At 64.5% G+C, this 16198-nt stretch carries 11 protein-coding genes and 1 other RNA gene; 6 read left to right on the top strand and 6 right to left on the bottom strand.

Annotated elements, in window-relative coordinates:
* Nucleotides 1-43 precede the first annotated feature (43 nt).
* The 3 genes from AC07M1_RS07225 to AC07M1_RS07215 all read right to left on the bottom strand — a co-directional run bounded on the left by AC07M1_RS07225 (nt 44) and on the right by AC07M1_RS07215 (nt 3927).
* Complete coding sequence (locus AC07M1_RS07225; protein ID WP_495161873.1) at nt 44-568, bottom strand: hypothetical protein; 525 nt, start codon at nt 566-568, stop codon at nt 44-46.
* A 50-nt stretch (nt 569-618) separates the two neighbouring features.
* A complete protein-coding gene (uvrB, locus tag AC07M1_RS07220; protein ID WP_495161872.1) occupies nt 619-2808 on the bottom strand; it encodes an excinuclease ABC subunit UvrB in 2190 nt (729 codons plus the stop codon).
* A 363-nt stretch (nt 2809-3171) separates the two neighbouring features.
* Nucleotides 3172-3927: a hypothetical protein gene (locus AC07M1_RS07215; protein ID WP_495161871.1), complete on the bottom strand. Its 756-nt coding sequence runs from the start codon at nt 3925-3927 to the stop codon at nt 3172-3174.
* Between the two features lie 173 nt (nt 3928-4100).
* Here AC07M1_RS07215 and AC07M1_RS07210 point away from each other — a divergent pair, with 173 nt between their 5' ends.
* On the top strand, nt 4101-4685 hold the full coding sequence (locus tag AC07M1_RS07210; protein ID WP_495161870.1) for a DUF3617 domain-containing protein: 585 nt from the start codon (nt 4101-4103) through the stop codon (nt 4683-4685).
* A 244-nt stretch (nt 4686-4929) separates the two neighbouring features.
* Nucleotides 4930-5493, top strand: coding sequence for a DUF3617 domain-containing protein (locus tag AC07M1_RS07205; protein WP_495161869.1), 564 nt, complete (start codon nt 4930-4932; stop codon nt 5491-5493).
* Nucleotides 5494-5507: 14 nt separating this feature from the next.
* On the opposite strand, the gene AC07M1_RS07200 is transcribed toward AC07M1_RS07205, so the two are convergent.
* Both AC07M1_RS07200 and AC07M1_RS07195 read right to left on the bottom strand, forming a co-directional pair.
* Nucleotides 5508-5972 carry a hypothetical protein gene (locus AC07M1_RS07200; RefSeq protein WP_495161868.1) on the bottom strand — a complete coding sequence of 155 codons (465 nt, stop codon included), beginning with the start codon at nt 5970-5972 and terminating at the stop codon, nt 5508-5510.
* Between the two features lie 93 nt (nt 5973-6065).
* Nucleotides 6066-7718, bottom strand: a complete 1653-nt coding sequence (locus AC07M1_RS07195) for a M28 family metallopeptidase (protein WP_495161867.1) — start codon at nt 7716-7718, stop codon at nt 6066-6068.
* Nucleotides 7719-7841: 123 nt separating this feature from the next.
* Between AC07M1_RS07195 and AC07M1_RS07190 the strand changes: the two genes are divergently transcribed.
* The 4 genes from AC07M1_RS07190 to AC07M1_RS07175 all read left to right on the top strand — a co-directional run bounded on the left by AC07M1_RS07190 (nt 7842) and on the right by AC07M1_RS07175 (nt 15857).
* On the top strand, nt 7842-9965 hold the full coding sequence (locus AC07M1_RS07190) for a S9 family peptidase (protein ID WP_495161866.1): 2124 nt from the start codon (nt 7842-7844) through the stop codon (nt 9963-9965).
* A 193-nt stretch (nt 9966-10158) separates the two neighbouring features.
* On the top strand, nt 10159-12291 hold the full coding sequence (gene ligA / locus AC07M1_RS07185) for an NAD-dependent DNA ligase LigA (RefSeq protein WP_495161865.1): 2133 nt from the start codon (nt 10159-10161) through the stop codon (nt 12289-12291).
* 145 nt (nt 12292-12436) lie between these two features.
* Nucleotides 12437-15130: a TonB-dependent receptor gene (locus AC07M1_RS07180; RefSeq protein WP_495161864.1), complete on the top strand. Its 2694-nt coding sequence runs from the start codon at nt 12437-12439 to the stop codon at nt 15128-15130.
* A 130-nt stretch (nt 15131-15260) separates the two neighbouring features.
* Nucleotides 15261-15857 carry a hypothetical protein gene (locus AC07M1_RS07175; RefSeq protein WP_495161863.1) on the top strand — a complete coding sequence of 199 codons (597 nt, stop codon included), beginning with the start codon at nt 15261-15263 and terminating at the stop codon, nt 15855-15857.
* Between the two features lie 218 nt (nt 15858-16075).
* Here AC07M1_RS07175 and ffs read toward each other — a convergent pair.
* Nucleotides 16076-16174, bottom strand: an RNA gene (gene ffs, locus AC07M1_RS07170) — signal recognition particle sRNA small type.
* Nucleotides 16175-16198: the final 24 nt, after the last annotated feature.

Genomic DNA, 16198 nt, shown 5'->3' with positions numbered 1-16198 from the left:
CGGCGATTCTCAAGGTTCTGGCGCGATGCGGACCAACGGTCGCTCAGCCCCGGCAATCCTCCGCGACACGAAGCACTTCGGACCACGCCGGCAGCACCAGCGACGGCAGTGCCGTGTTCTCGACGATGAAGCGTCCGCGGCTGTAACCCATTGCATCGACGAGCGGATCGTTCGAGGGCAGCGAGACCGACGCGCCATCGGTCGCAGCCCCGGTGGTGAGGTTGCGGGCGGTCGAGCTGGTCCGCACCGTCATCGTCCCCGCGGCGGCGCCACGCCGGGTCAGCTGCAACTGCCGCGCCGAACGATCGCAGCGCAGGCTGAACACCGGATCACCTGCTGACCCGAACAGCGCAACCGAGCCGCGTGAATCCTGACGATAGCTCCAGCTGCCCGGCGTCAGCGGCCAATCGCGCCAGTCGCTGCTCGCCGCGGGCGGTGGCGGCAGCGGGGCCGGTGCGGGAGCCGGTGCGGGAACCGGCACGGGCCGCGCCGGGGCCGGCGGCGGAGCGGAAGGCGCCACGCAGCCGGCAAGAACGGCGAGCGACGCGAAAGCAAAAATGACACGCATATCGAGCCTTATGGGCGAAGGCGCACCCCGGCTCAACCGCGTGGGGCGACTTAGCGCCGCCCCCCACCCCACTTGCGCTGCACCTTGCCGAACTTGCCCTTGCGCGTGCCTGGCTTGCCTTCGTTGCTGCGGCCCATCACCGGCGCGCGGTGCTGATCGTGCGGCAGGCCCAGTTCCTCGGCCTCGAGCGACCGGATCTCGTCGCGCAGGCGGCCCGCTTCCTCGAATTCGAGGTTCGCGGCGGCGTCGCGCATCTTCTTCTCCAGCTCCTCGATGTATGCGCGGAGATTATGGCCGACCATGTGCGCCGGGCCGTCATCGATCTCGACCGTCACCTGATCCTTCGACGCGACATGGGCGATGATGTCGCCGATGTTGCGCTTGATCGTCGTCGGCGTGATCCCGTGCTCAAGGTTATACGCCTTCTGCTTCTCGCGGCGGCGGCTGGTCTCGTTGAGCGCGCGCTCCATGCTGCCGGTGATGCGGTCGGCATAGAGGATCACGCGGCCCTCGACGTTGCGCGCGGCGCGGCCGATCGTCTGGATCAGCGACGTCTCCGACCGCAGGAAGCCCTCCTTGTCGGCGTCGAGGATCGCGACCAGCCCGCACTCAGGAATATCAAGCCCTTCGCGCAGCAGGTTGATACCGATCAGCACATCGTACACGCCCAACCTCAGATCGCGTATCAACTCGATACGCTCCAGCGTCTCGACGTCGCTGTGCATGTAGCGGACCTTGATCCCCGCTTCGTGCATATACTCCGTCAGATCCTCGGCCATGCGCTTGGTCAACGTCGTGACGAGCGTGCGGTAGCCCGCCTCGGCGGTCTTGCGGCACTCGACGATCAGGTCCTGCACCTGCTCCTCGACCGGCTTGATCTCGACCGGCGGGTCGATCAGGCCGGTGGGGCGGATCACCTGTTCACTGAACACGCCGCCGGTCTGGTCCATCTCCCACCCGCCCGGCGTCGCCGAGACGCTGACGGTCTGCGGGCGCATCGCTTCCCATTCATTGAAGCGCAGCGGGCGATTGTCGATGCAGCTCGGCAGGCGGAAACCGTACTCGGCCAGCGTGATCTTGCGCCGATGGTCGCCACGCGCCATCGCGCCGATCTGCGGCACGGTCTGGTGGCTTTCGTCGACGAACAGCAGCGCATTCTCGGGCAGATATTCGAACAAGGTGGGCGGCGGCTCACCGGGCAGACGGCCGGTGAGGAAGCGGCTGTAATTCTCGATCCCCGCGCAGCTGCCGGTCGCCGCGATCATTTCCAGGTCGAAATGCGTGCGCTGCTCCAGCCGTTGATGCTCGATCAGCTTGCCCTCGGCCTGCAGCTCCTTGAGCCGCTCGGCCAGCTCGTGCTTGATCGCCTCCATCGCCTGTTTGAGCGTCGGCCCCGGCGTGACGTGGTGCGAATTGGCATAGACGCGGATGTAATCGAGGTTGGCGACCTTGGCCCCGGTCAGCGGATCGAACTCGGTAATCTCCTCGATATCGTCGCCGAAGAAGCTGATCCGCCAGGCGGTGTCCTCATAATGCGACGGGAAGATCTCGAGGCTGTCGCCGCGCACGCGGAAATTGCCGCGCGCGAAGGCGGCGTCGTTGCGCTTGTACTGGAGCGCGACGAGCTTGCGGATGATCTCCCGCTGGTCGGCGACCTGGCCCTTCTTCAAGTCGAAGATCATCGCCGAATAGGTCTCGACCGAGCCAATGCCGTAAAGGCACGAGACCGAAGCGACGATGATCACGTCGTCGCGCTCGAGCAGCGAGCGGGTGGCCGAGTGGCGCATCCGGTCGATCGCCTCGTTCACCGAGCTTTCCTTCTCGATGTAGGTGTCCGACCGGGCGACATACGCCTCGGGCTGGTAATAGTCGTAATAGCTGACGAAATATTCGACCGCGTTCTCGGGGAAGAAGCTCTTGAACTCGCCATAGAGCTGCGCGGCGAGGATCTTGTTGGGGGCGAGGATCAGCGCGGGACGCTGAAGCGCCTCGATCACCTTGGCCATGGTGAAGGTCTTGCCCGAGCCGGTGACGCCCAGCAGCACCTGATCGCGCTCCCCCGCCAGCGCCGCCTCGGTCAGCTCCGCGATCGCGGTCGGCTGGTCGCCCGAGGGGGTGTATTCGCTGACCAGCTTGAACGCCCTGCCGCCCTCGCTCTTTTCGGGGCGATTGGGGCGATGGGGTACGAAACCGGGACCGGTCTCAGGCTCGGCAAGGCTGGTGCGGATCTGAATCGTCATGGCGCGAATATGGGGCCTTCAGATGGGGGTGCAATCGGGCTTGATTGACAGGCAGGTTGACACAGTTGACGGATTCGACCGGTTTTTCACGGTGCCCCCAGAGATAGGGCGACGATACGCGACGGTGACGCGCCGGGTACGCGACACCGACGCGCCACTTGCGCGACAGCGACGCGCCATGTTTGCGACGGAACGCGACACAGGCGCGACACCTTCGCGACCGGTGTCGTCAAGGCAGGTTGAGAATGATGGTAGATTGGGTTTTGCATCCACATGCCTCGCTAACGCGAGTATGGCAGAATCATCGGAACAAATGAAGAACGAACTTCACTCTCGCAAAGCCGACTGTTCATCTACGCGCCATTACGATCGCTTTGAGTGGCTTCCCAATTGGCGTTGACCGAAACTGCCGCGCGCCCGTTCGCCATTCGGCGTGCCCTGCATCGCAACCACATGCTCAGCGCCTCCTAGAAAGACATCCATATTGATCGGGTGGTTACTAACTTCGTGCCAGAACTCGGGGTCGGCCTTTCTTTCGGCGGACAGCGCTGATGTGATGCCGTCGATCCGTGCCACTACAATCGGATCAACGATCTCGATTACACGAGCAATCTGCGCTCGCGCCCTCTTAACTAGAGACCGATCAATAATCTGGCGACGTGAGACCACGCCGGTCCGCCCCGCTTGCCCACCTTCCAGTACCGCAACCTCACGTACCCAATTACCGACATATGACCCGCCTGTACCGAAGTGTGCAATTGCGAGATCTCGCAAATCGCAAAGCTCGCTATGGACGAATAACTCTTCCGGAGTGAAATTCGAACGCGGATCATATTGCTTCCGCTCATCAGATGATGTCTTCGCGGCACGGACGTAGAGCAATATGATGTTGTTCATAAGGGCCGCTTCACTCGACTCCCTGTGTTCCGGCGGCTGGTTCATCGGCGTGTCGAGCGAAAACTCAAGTGCGTCGCAAGCTTCCAAAGCCATACGGAGATCGACTGAAATCGACTGCAGCCCAACAGCGTTCTTGATCTTCCATGCAAGATCGAGCTTCTGCCCTGCCTCAACTAGACGCTCGGCCAGGGCGGACAGGTTAAAGATAGGGACCTTAGCCATGGCAGCAATTTAGTAGCAGAATCCCTCCTTTCCTATAGGCACCCTCAAAGTACATCAGGAACCGCAATTGGCCATCTAGTAGCGGATTCCGGCCCTTAATCGGCGCGCACCCCGTTGCCCTTTGCCGCCTATCAGTCCAGCAAGCGACCAAACCATCGAGAGGACCCGACCCCATGCGCCATGCCCTTCCCTTCGCAGCACTCGCGCCCGCCATCCTGCTGGCCGCCTGTGGGGGCGGCGATGTCGCGGTCAAGAATGCCAGCGTCGAGGAGGTCGCCAAGAAGGTCGAGGAGGCCGGCGGCACCCGCTTCAGCCCCGGCAAGTGGGAAACGACGGTCCAGACCGTGTCGGTCGATCTTCCCGGCCTTCCGGCCGAGATGAAGAAGCAGATGACCGACGCGATGCTGAGCAAGACGGAAACTTCCACCAGCTGCATCACCGAGGAGCAGGCCAAGAACCCGCCGGCGCAGGTGCTCGCCGCCACCCAGGGCAAGTGCAAGTACGACAATTTCGTGATGGCCGACGGCAAGATCGACGGCACGCTGGTCTGCCCGATGCAGGGCGCCGGCGGCGGCGAGATGAAGATGCGGATGACCGGCACGTTCGACGGCAAGAGCTTCGTGTCAGAGAATGAGATGAACGTCACCACGCCGGGCGGCCCGGGCATGCACATCAAGGCCAAGACCATCGGCAAGCGCATCGGCGAGTGCAGCGATGCGGAAAAGAAGGCCGCGAACGCGGCGTTGAAGGCGACCTAATTCGCGGCGTCTTTCTCTTCCCCCACGCGAGGGAGGGTTTTCAGGATTGTCCGGCGGACCGGTCCGCCGCGCAGCGAGCGCGCGTGTTGGCGTGGGCGATGCCGAAGCCACGCCTGCAAAACCGCGTCTCACGTCAGAATGTGGCTAAAATACGGCAAACCGCGCCACATTGTTGACAAACTTTGTTCTGCATGCGTTGTGTGCAACGGGCCGTGCCCCAAGCGAAACGAAGCAGGAGCCAATTATGTCCCGATTTACACCGCTGATTCTGACACCGATGCTTGCCCTCGCCGCCTGCGGCGGCGGTGGTCCCACCGTGAAGGGCGAGAACGCCTCGATCGAGGAGGTGGCGAAGGCCACGCAAGATGCCGTGAAGATGCAGCCCGGCCAGTGGCAGACCCAGATCAAGTTCGTATCGGTCGACATGCCCGGCCTGCCCAAGGCACAGGCCGACATGATGGGCCAGCAGATGGCCAAGGCATCCGAGAACACCGTCGAGACCTGCGTCACGCCGGAAATGGTCGAGAAGCCCCCGAGCGAGATGTTCGGCGGCAAGGCCGGCGGCGGCTGCAAATATGACAGCTATGAACTGTCGGGTGGCAAGCTCAACGCGGTGATGACCTGCAAGCCGCAGGGCGCGGGCGAGCTCAAGGCGACGACGACCGGCACGATCGGCAGCACGTCCTACGAGCTGAACAGCGAGACCGCGATGTCGGGCGCACCGGGCATGCCCGGCGGCAAGATGACGATGAAGACCCAGATCACCGGCAAGCGCGTCGGTGAGTGTACCGCCCAGACCAAGGGCTGATCCGGACGGGTGGCCTATTCGGCCGGTCGATAGGCCACCCGCCACATCGCCAGCGCGATTCCCGCAGCGGCCAGCGCCACCAGCGCGCTGGTGGCGAGCGCGCTGAGCCAGCGGAACAGCGTCGTTCGCGCATCGCTGGGCGGGGTATCGAGCAGGCCGAAGCCATGGGTCTGCCCCGCGACGAAGACGATCAGCGCCAGCACCGCGCCCAGCACGGCGGCGTGCCACGGCTGGCGCCAGCCCATCACATGAAGGCCGAGCCACAACGGCGCCGCGACCGCCGCGATTCCCAGAGTCACGAACAGCGCGCCCAGCGCCCAGGCGGTGAGCAGCGACACGGCGCCATATTGTCCGCCGGCCACGACCAGCGCCACCACGAGGAGTCCACCCAGAGCCCCGCCCGTGGCAAGCGCGAAGCCCGCCCGGTCCAGCGTCGTTTCATAGCGGCGCAACGGCACGCGCAATCGATACTCGTCCACCGATCCCCTCCCCGGAGGCGCGCTGCATATCATCGCGGCAGGCCGCGGCTCAAGCGGCGTCGTGACGTCGTTTCAGATCGGGTATGGCACGGCCTATTTACGCGCGGCGCCGCTGCGGTCGCGGATCGCCTTGAATTCGCTCCCCGGCTTCCATTGCGGCCATTTGGCCGAGCGGGCGAGCTCGTCGCCGATGCGGTAGAAGACATCGATGTCCTGAACCGCGCCGTCGAGATTCCACGCCTCGCTCCAGGCGTCGCAGGCCTGATGATAGCATTTGCCGGTATAGTCATCGACCCACTTCTGGCCCGCCAGCTTGCCGCCGGCGACGAGATCGGAGGCGCCCGCGATGCCCATCATCAGCAGCACGGGTACCCCGCGCTTGGCCATGCTGAAATGGTCGGCGCGATAGAAGAGGCCGCGTTCCGGCAGGCTTTCGACGGACACCGTACGCCCCTGTTTCGCGGCGAGGCGGGCGAGATCGTCCTCGAGCGTCCCCTGCCCCTTGCCGACCAGGATCACGTCCCGCGCCTTGCCGGCGGTCTGCAGGATGTCGAGGCCGAGATTGGCGACCGTGGTCTCGACCGGGAAGATCGGGTTCTGGGCATAGGCCTCCGACCCCAGCAGCCCACGTTCCTCGGCGGTCCAGAACGCGAACAGGATCGAGCGGTCGGGCGGCGGGGCGGCCTTGAACAGCCGCGCGATCTCGAACAGCCCGGCGACGCCCAGCGCATCGTCATTGGCGCCCGCGCGATAGATGCGCCCCTGCTCGTCGGGCTTGCCCTCGCCATAGGCATCCCAATGGGCACCATACATCACGGACTCACCCGGGCGTTTCGCTCCCGGGATCCGGGCGAGCACATTCTGGCTCTGCACGACCTTGTGCGTCACCGGGATCACTGCATCGAGCGTCACGCCGCTCAGTTCCACCGGGCGGAAATCGCTGCGCCGGGCGGCGGTGCGGAGCTTGGCAAGGTCCAGGCCGGCGCCGGCGAAGACCTTGTCGGCGACGTCGTGCGCCATCCACCCCTGGAGCGCGAGACTGGTGACCTTTTCGGGCGGAACGACCAGGCCGTAATTCTCGCCACCGGGGCTTTTCACGACATTCCAGCCATAGCCGGCGGCGTCGGTATCGTGGACGATCAGCGCGGCGACCGCGCCCTGCCGCGCCGCTTCCTCGAACTTGTAGGTCCAGCGACCATAATAGGTCATCGTGCGGCCGCCGAACTTGCCCGCGACCGGCTCACCCGCCGCGGCGGCGAAGTCGGGATCGTTGACCAGGATCACCACGACCTTGCCCTTGAGGTCGGCGCCCTTGAAATCGTCCCAGCCGCGCTCGGGCGCGTTCACGCCATAGCCGACGAACACCACGGGCGCGCCGGAGATCGCGACGGTGTCCTTCGGCTGAAGCGTCGAGACATAGATATCGGTGCCCTGGACGAGCGGCGTGCCCGCCTTGCCGCCGAACGCAAGCTTCGCCGGGGTGCCCAGCATCGTGTGGAGCAACGGGACGGGCTGGGTCCACCCGCCATCCTTGCCCGCCGGCTCAAGCCCCATCGCCTGCAACCGCCCGATCAGATAGCCGACGGTGCGCTCTTCGCCGATCGTGCCGGGTGCGCGGCCCTGGAACTGGTCCGAGGCAAGCGTGCGGACCGTGTCGGCGATGTTGGCGGGGCTAATCTCGGTCGCGGTCTGCGCAGCGGCGGGCGCGGCGAGCAGGAGCGTGGCGGCGGCAAGACGAAGGGACACGGCGGACTTTCTGTTTGGTTGCGCCGTCAGTCTATGCGGCGGCGACCGGACTGTTCAATCGCTTTGGCTTGTCAGCGCGCGCGCTTCGTCGCAGATGTAACAACATAACCTTGGGAGAATCGCATGCCCCGCTGGCTCCGCCGCGCTCTGATCGTCAGCCTCGCCACCACCGCCGCTGTCCCCGCCCTTGCTCAGGAAGCCCCCAAGCCGCCGGTCGCGGCGAAGAAGCCGCACCAGGTGAAGGCCCCGTTCGGCGCGACCCGCGAGGACGAATATTACTGGCTGCGCGACGACACGCGGAAGAACCCTGAGATGCTCGCCTATCTCAAGGCCGAGAACGCCTATGCCGACACGGTCCTGGCGCCGACCAAGCCGGTGCAGGAGGTGCTGTACAAGGAGATCGTCGGCCGCATCAAACAGGATGACAGCACCGTCCCCTACCTCGACAACGAATACTGGTACTACACGCGCTTCGAGACCGGCGGGAACTACCCGATCGTCGCGCGCAAGAAGGGATCGCTGGACGCGGCGGAGGAGATCATCCTCAACCAGCCGGAGATGGCCAAGGGCGCCAATTTCTTCCAGATCGCCGCACGCCAGGTCAGCCCCGACAACCGCCTGCTCGCTTATGCCGAGGACAAGGTCGGCCGGCGCCAATATGTCCTCAAGGTCAAGGACCTGACCACCGGGCAGACGCTCAGCGACGAGATCCCCAACGCGCAGCCGGGCTTCGCCTGGGCTGGCGACAACAAGACGATCTTCTATATCGAGAAAGATCCCGTCACCCTGCTCGGCAAGCGGGTGAAGGCGCATGTGCTGGGCACGCCGGTCAGCCAGGACCGGCTGGTCTACGAGGAGCAGGACGACACCTTCTCGCTCGGCATCGGCACGACCAGTTCGGAAAAGTTCATCTGCATCTATTCGGGCAAGACCATCAGCGACGAGCAGCGCTGCGCGCCGGTCGACAATCCCGCGACCTTCACGGTGCTGGCGCCGCGCGAGCGCGACTTCCTCTATGGCGCGGACCATGTCGGCAGCCGCTGGGTGATCCGCACCAACTGGCAGGCCCCGAACTATCGCCTGATGACCGTGCCCGACAGCGCGACCGGCGCGGGCAAGGCGGCGTGGAAGGACATCGTGCCGCACAGCGACAGCGTGTTCATCGAGGGCGTCCAGCCCTTCGACAACTATCTCGCGATCGAGGAACGCTCGGGCGGCAACAAGCGGCTGCGGCTGCTGGGCAATGACGGCAAGTCGAGCTTCGTCGAGGCCGACGAACCGGCGTACAGCATGGGACTCAGCACCAACGCCGAGACCGCGACCGACTGGGTCCGCTACACCTACAACTCGCTGACGACGCCCGCGACCACGATCGAGGCGAACATGAAGACGGGCGAGCGCAGGACGCTCAAGGTCAACCCCGTCCCCGGCTACGACAAGTCGAAATACGTGACCGAACGCATCTGGGCGACCGCGCGCGACGGGACCAAGGTTCCGGTCAGCCTGGTCTATGCCAAGGGGTTCAAGAAGGACGGCAGCGCCGCGCTATTCCAATATGCCTATGGCAGCTACGGCAATTCGACCGATCCCGGCTTCTCGCCGATGCTGCCCAGCCTGCTCGACCGCGGCATGGTCTATGCCATCGCGCACATTCGCGGCGGGCAGGAAATGGGCCGCAAATGGTATGATGACGGGCGGATGTTCAACAAGAAGAACAGCTTTACCGATTTCATCGACGTCACAGAATATCTGGTGAAACAGGGTTATGCGAAGAAGGGTCGCGTCGCCGCGATGGGCGGCAGCGCCGGCGGCCTGCTGATGGGCGGCATCACCAACATGGCGCCGCAGACTTATGGCGCGATCATCAACCTGGTTCCGTTCGTCGATGTCGTGACGACGATGCTCGACCCGACCATCCCGCTCACCACCGGCGAATATGACGAGTGGGGCAACCCGGAGAACAAGGCGAGCTACGACTATATGCTCAGCTACTCGCCTTATGATCAGCTCAAGCGGAAGGCCTATCCGGCGATCTTCGTCGGCACGGGGCTGTGGGACAGCCAGGTGCAATATTATGAGCCGGCCAAATATGTCGCACGCCTGCGCACGCTCAAGACCGACCCAAATCCGCTGCTGTTCCGCGTCAACATGGAAGCGGGCCATGGCGGCAAGTCGGGCCGGTTCGAGCGGTTCCGCGAACAGTCCGAATATCTCGCCTTCGCGCTGGATCAGTTGAAGGTGAAGTGATCGTCGAACGGAAGGGCATCTACGACTAGTCGTCACCCCGGCCACCGTGCCGGGGCCACCTTGCTGCGGCGGATTCGATCGAGCCTTCGGAGGTTCGCTTGCCGCGCCGTGGACCCCGGAACACGTCCGGGGTGACGATCGGGAGTATGCAGTGGCCGTTGCAGAGATTGAACCTCCGGCTTAGCGAGAGCGCATGGACAAGCTCCCCGCTACCGAGATCGATGCCGCCGCCGAGTTGGAGACGCTCGCTACCGAGATCGCCCGCCACAACCGGCTCTACCACACCGACGACGCGCCAGAGATCAGCGACGCCGACTATGACGCGCTGATGCGGCGCAACACCGCGATCGAAGCTGCTTTCCCGCACCTGATCCGCGACGACTCCCCGTCGAAGCTGGTCGGTTCCGCACCCGCCGGGCATCTCGCCAAGGTGCGCCACGCCCAGGCGATGATGAGCCTCGACAATGCCTTCTCTGACGAGGACGTGGTCGAGTTCGTGCTACGCGTGCGGCGCTTCCTCAAGCTCGGCGAGGACGACCGTGTCGCGCTCACCGCCGAACCCAAGATCGACGGCCTGTCCTGCTCGCTGCGCTACGAGAACCGCAAGCTCGTCCTCGCCGCCACCCGCGGCGACGGCCAGGTCGGTGAGAATGTCACACCCAATGTGCTGACCATTTCCGACATCCCGGTCGAGCTCCCCGCCGATGCCCCGGACGTGTTCGAGGTACGCGGCGAGGTGTATATGGCGAAGGACGACTTTCTCGCGCTCAATGCCCGGCTCGCCGCCGAAGCCGGGGAGAGCGGCAAGGAAGCGCGCCAGTTCGCCAATCCACGCAACGCCGCCGCCGGATCGCTGCGCCAGAAGGATGCGTCAGTCACACAATCGCGCCCGCTGCGTTTCCTCGCCCATGGCTGGGGCGAGACATCGGCGCTGCCGGGCGACACCCAGTTCGCGGTGATGAAGGCGATCGAGGCCTGGGGCTTCCCGCTCCACCCGCTGTTCGTCGACTGTGTTCAGGTCGAACCCGCGCTGGCGCAGTATCGCAAGATCGAGAAATTGCGCGCCGACCTGCCCTTCGACATCGACGGCGTCGTGTACAAGGTCGACCGGCTCGACTGGCAGGCGCGCCTCGGCAGCGTCGGCCGCGCGCCGCGCTGGGCGATCGCGCACAAATTTCCCGCCGAACGCGCCGAGACGACGCTCAACGCCATCGACATCCAGGTCGGCCGCACCGGCAAGCTCACCCCCGTCGCGCGACTCGAGCCGGTGACGGTGGGTGGCGTCACCGTCACCAACGCCACGCTGCACAATGCCGACGAGATCGAGCGGCTCGGTGTTCGCCCCGGCGACCGCGTGCTGCTCCAGCGCGCCGGCGATGTGATCCCGCAAATCGTCGAGAATTTGACGCGAGACGACGCACGCGAACCCTATGCCTTCCCCACGCACTGCCCGATCTGCCAGTCCGAAGCGACGCGCGAGGAGGGCGAGGTCGATTATCGCTGTACTGGCGGCCTGATCTGCCCCGCGCAGCGCCAGGAGCGGCTGCGCCATTTCGTCAGCCGCGGCGCGCTCGATATCGAGGGGCTGGGCGAGAAGACCATCGTCGAGTTCCTCGACCTTGGCTGGGTCGCCGAACCCGCCGACATCTTCCGCCTCGCCGCGCATCGCGACGAGTTGCTCGGCCGCGAAGGGTGGAAGGACAAGTCGGTCGACAACCTCCTCGCCGCGATCGAGGCGAAGCGCGCGCCCGACGCCGCGCGGCTGCTGTTCGGCCTCGGCATCCGTCACATCGGATCGATCACCGCGCGCGATCTGTTGAAGCGCCTCGCTACCCTCCCCGCCCTCGCCGCGTTGGCGGACGAGGTGATCGTGTTGCGCGAAAGCATCACTCCGGCGATCGGCGAGACCGACGCCAAATTCCGGACCCGACTCGACAAGGCGATCGCAGAGCATATCGGGATCGAGAATGTCGGTGCCGCGGTCGGCCATGCGCTTGCCGACTTCTTCCATGAACCGCACAACCGTGCGGTGTGGGACGACCTGCTTGCCGAGGTCGCCCCGCCGCCGTTCGTGGTCGAATCCCGCGCGTCGGAAGTCACCGGAAAGACCATCGTCTTCACCGGCAGCCTCGAGACGCTGAGTCGCGACGAGGCGAAGGCGCAGGCTGAGTCGCTCGGCGCCCGAGTCGCGGGTTCGGTATCGGCAAAAACCGATCTTGTGGTTGCCGGACCCGGCGCCGGATCGAAACTGAAGAAGGCCGCCGATCTCGGAATTCCGGTGATCGACGAGGCGAAATGGGCGGAAATCGTAGGGTCCGCCCACTGATTTGGGGGGTGATGCTTTTTTGCAACGCACAATGGACTTGAATCAACTGTAACAATCTCGCAAAGAATTCTCCCCATGGGGCAGCGCAAGACGGCGAACATCGCCGCACGCGCAGGCTTACCGAGCCGATCCTAAGGGGACACCAATGCGAAACTTTCTACTCGTCGGCGTGGCTAGCGCCGCGATCATCATGCCCGGCGCTGCCTATGCGCAGTCGAGCGGCTCCATCGAAGCCGAAGAAGGCACCGAAGTCGTCGTCACCGGCAGCCGCGTCGATGACGGGGTTCAGGGCGTCGTCCTGCCCAAGACGTCGAAGGCCAAGGGCGTTCTGACCGACGAATTCATCCGCCAGCAGGCGCAGGGCGTCGCGGTCAACGAAGTGATCAACCAGCTGCCGGGTGTCAGCACCTCGGGCAACGACGCGTATGGCTCGGCCTCGGGCAGCTCGTCGAACATGGTCATCCGCGGCTTCGACTCGACGCGCATCAGCCAAACCTTCGACGGCATGCCGATGAACGATTCGGGTGGCTACGCGATCTACACGCAGCAGCAGCTGGATTCGGAGCTGATCTCGCAGGTCAACGTGAACCTGGGTTCGACCGACGTCGACAGCCCGACCGCGGCAGCCAGCGGCTCGACCGTCAACTACCGCACCCGCCTTCCGCACGAGAAGTTCGGCGCGCAGGTGGTCGGTTCGGTCGGCGACTATGAATTCTTCCGCATCTTCGGCGTCGTCGACACCGGCGAGTTCACCAGCTTCGGCACGCGCGCATTCGTTGCCGCCAGCACGACCAACAACGTGTCGCCGTTCAACTCGCGCGCCCGGGTGTACAAGGAACAGTATAACGCCCGCATCTATCAGCCGCTGGGCAGCAACGGCGACTTCCTGTCGATCGCCGGCCACTTCAACAAGGGCCGCAACAACTTCCAGGGTTCGGTGCCGCTGCGCACCGACACCTCGATCGGCACCCCGGGGATCACGCGCGTCGTTGGTCCGAATTCGAACAACCGCTTCCCGATCACCAAGGACGAGCGCGAATATACGGTTGCACCGTGCACCACGACCGTGGCGGCCCGTCCAGGTCTGGCCGATGCGGCGAGCAGCTGCGGCTCGATCTTCGACGAGCGCCTGAACCCGGGCGACACCGGCAACATCCGTATCGCGTCGAAGTTCACGCTCTCCGACAAGCTGACGCTCTATTTCGACCCGAGCTACCAGTATGTGAAGGCGAATGGCGGCGGCACCGCGGTCGGCCAGGAAGGCCGTCGCGACGTCAACCCGGCAGGCGGCAACGCCAACTGCGCCACCACGCCGAACGGCGCACAGGTGAGCTGCCAGGTCGGCTATATCGGCGGCACGCCCTATTTCGGTCGTGACCTGAACGGCGACGGCGACCTGCTCGACGCGGTCCGCTTCGCCACGCCGAGCCAGACCAACACCCACCGTCTGGGCCTGATCTCGTCGCTGCGCTACGAGATCAACGACGAGCATAGCATCCGCATCGCCTACACCTATGACCGCGCCTATCACCGCCAGACCGGTGAAGTCGGGCTGCTGCTCGGCAATGGTCAGCAGGCCAATCCGTTCCCGGTCGACAACCCACTGCTCGACGTCAACGGGCGCGTGCTGCAGAAGCGCGACCGCAAGTCGTACGCCATCCTGCATCAGGTGGCGGGCGAGTATATCGGCGACTTCTTCGAGAAGGCGCTGCGCGTAAACCTGGGTCTGCGCGCGCCGTTCCTGCGTCGCAACCTGACCAACAACTGCGCCACGTCGAGCGCGGGTGGTTTCGTCGAGTGCTTCACCGATGACGCCGCGGCACTGCAGGCTTACCTCAGCACGCAGAACCCGCAGACCGTTCCGGGTGTCGGCACCTTCAACATCCAGGGTCCGCAGAACCGCGTGTTCAACTACAAGCGGCTGCTGCCGAATGCCGGCTTCACCTTCAACCTGTCGCCGCAGGCAGCCATCTTCGGTAACTATTCGAAGGGCATCCAGGCGCCGGGCACGGACAATCTGTACAACGCCTTCTACTTCCCGGTGACCGCCGCTCAGGCCAATCCGGATCCGGAGACGACCGACAATTTCGACCTGGGTTTCCGCTACAACAGCGGCAGGTTCCAGGTGCAGGCGTCGGGCTGGTACACGATCTACACCAACCGCCTGGCGTCGTCGTACGACCCCGAGCTGGAGCGCAGCGTCTATCGTAACCTGGGCAAGGTGACGAAGTGGGGCATCGACGGCAGCATTGCCTACGCGCCGATGCGCGAGCTGAGCTTCTACGCCTTTGGTTCGTACCTGAAGTCGCGCATCAAGGACGATGTCATTATCGGCCGCACGACCGCCGCTGGCACGCTTGGCCCGATCGGCACGCCGATCTACGCGCCGACCGCCGGCAAGTCCGAAGCGGGTGCGCCGACCTTCAGCTTCGGTGGTGGTTTCAACGCCATCCTCGGCCCGGTCGAGATCGGCGGCACGGTGAAGCACACGGGTCCGCGCTTCATCTACGACACCAACGAGCCGGTTCGCGCGTTTGCGCCGGTCAATGGCACTTCGACGCTGTTCGTGGTGTATCCGAACAAGACTCCGGCCTACACGATCGTGAACCTGAACGTGAAGATCGGCCTGGAGTGGGCGGGTCTGAACGACAAGACCTACTTCAAGTTCAACGCGATGAACCTGTTCGACGAACTGTGGGTCGGTGGCCTGCAGCAGAACCTGAACCAGGGTCCGGTCTATTCAGCCAATGGCCAGACCATCACCGGTTACAGCAACGCGCCGAACGCCAGCATCGGCTTCCCGCGTACCTTCATGGCATCGCTGATCGTCGGTCTCTGATCGCCTGACATCACTGTCGAAACGAAGCCGCCGCCCCGGAAACGGGGCGGCGGTTTTCGTTTGCGGACAATGGGCTAGCGTATCATGCGGCTGACGCTAATTTGTCCCGCGGCAATCAGGGGAAAGCATCATGAGTCCGTTCGAGCTGGTCTTCGCGGTCTATGGCATGCTTCTCGGCCTCGCGATCGCAGGGGTACTGAGCGGCTTCTCGCGCACGCTCAAGCTCAAGCGAGGCACCAAGCCGATCAGGGTCGGCTGGCTCACGCCACTGCTCGGAATCCTGGTGATGTTGGACCTCACCAACTTCTGGCTGATCGCATGGGAGACTCGCGACCAGATCGCCGCCAACTATCTCACGTTAGTCGGCGTGCTGACCATTGTCGGCATCTACTATCTCGCCGCGACGCTGATCTTTCCCGACGAACCGGAAGACTGGCCCGATTTCGACGACTGGTATGACAAGCAGAAATGCCTTGTGATCGGCGGCCTGCTCGCAGCCAATGCCGGAACCTGGATCGGCAGCATTGCCCTGCAGATCGCCAAGCCGGCCCCTGGGGCAGAACGGGCGATGACGGATTCGAAACTGATGGTGGTGTGGGCCGGTCTCGGCGGGCTGGCCCTGCTCGTCGCGCTGCTCAAGATCAAATCGCGCAGGTGGAACAGGGTCTTGCTCGTGGCCGTCAGCACGCTGCTGCTGGTCTTCGGAATCGTCGAGACATTCGTCTGACAGCGCGGTTGGGTGCGCGGCACAGCCGAGAAGCCGGAACTCGCCTATATCCCGCGCTGGCCCGACGAGGCGCGGATGAAGGCCGGCTGGGCCGCGTTCATGACGGACGAGGAATGGCCCGGATCAAGCGCGAGACCCCGGCGGAACACCGCCCGATCATCGGCACGATCCAGGATCGCATGATGCGCCTGACCGACTATTCGCCAATGATGAAATAGGAAGGTGGGAGCCGGGACGACCCGACACGAAAATCGTTACGGCTGCTTCCTTCCGGACCTGACCGGGTTGGCGACGGCATCGTCCGCCCGACTCCCGCGGCGCATATGGGGGAAGCCGCCAGA

Source organism: Sphingomonas sp. GW821-FHT10C01 (genome assembly GCF_059415525.1).
The sequence above is the reverse complement of the archived record's forward strand: the minus strand, read 5'-3'. Positions and strand labels throughout refer to the sequence as shown.

What these genes read in the sequence shown, in the direction of transcription:
- AC07M1_RS07225 (WP_495161873.1), bottom strand. Translation starts at nt 568, where the DNA reads ATGCGTGTCATTTTTGCTTTCGCGTCGCTCGCCGTTCTTGCCGGCTGC.
- uvrB (WP_495161872.1), bottom strand. Translation starts at nt 2,808, where the DNA reads ATGACGATTCAGATCCGCACCAGCCTTGCCGAGCCTGAGACCGGTCCC.
- AC07M1_RS07215 (WP_495161871.1), bottom strand. Translation starts at nt 3,927, where the DNA reads ATGGCTAAGGTCCCTATCTTTAACCTGTCCGCCCTGGCCGAGCGTCTA.
- AC07M1_RS07210 (WP_495161870.1), top strand. Translation starts at nt 4,101, where the DNA reads ATGCGCCATGCCCTTCCCTTCGCAGCACTCGCGCCCGCCATCCTGCTG.
- AC07M1_RS07205 (WP_495161869.1), top strand. Translation starts at nt 4,930, where the DNA reads ATGTCCCGATTTACACCGCTGATTCTGACACCGATGCTTGCCCTCGCC.
- AC07M1_RS07190 (WP_495161866.1), top strand. Translation starts at nt 7,842, where the DNA reads ATGCCCCGCTGGCTCCGCCGCGCTCTGATCGTCAGCCTCGCCACCACC.
- ligA (WP_495161865.1), top strand. Translation starts at nt 10,159, where the DNA reads ATGGACAAGCTCCCCGCTACCGAGATCGATGCCGCCGCCGAGTTGGAG.
- AC07M1_RS07180 (WP_495161864.1), top strand. Translation starts at nt 12,437, where the DNA reads ATGCGAAACTTTCTACTCGTCGGCGTGGCTAGCGCCGCGATCATCATG.
- AC07M1_RS07175 (WP_495161863.1), top strand. Translation starts at nt 15,261, where the DNA reads ATGAGTCCGTTCGAGCTGGTCTTCGCGGTCTATGGCATGCTTCTCGGC.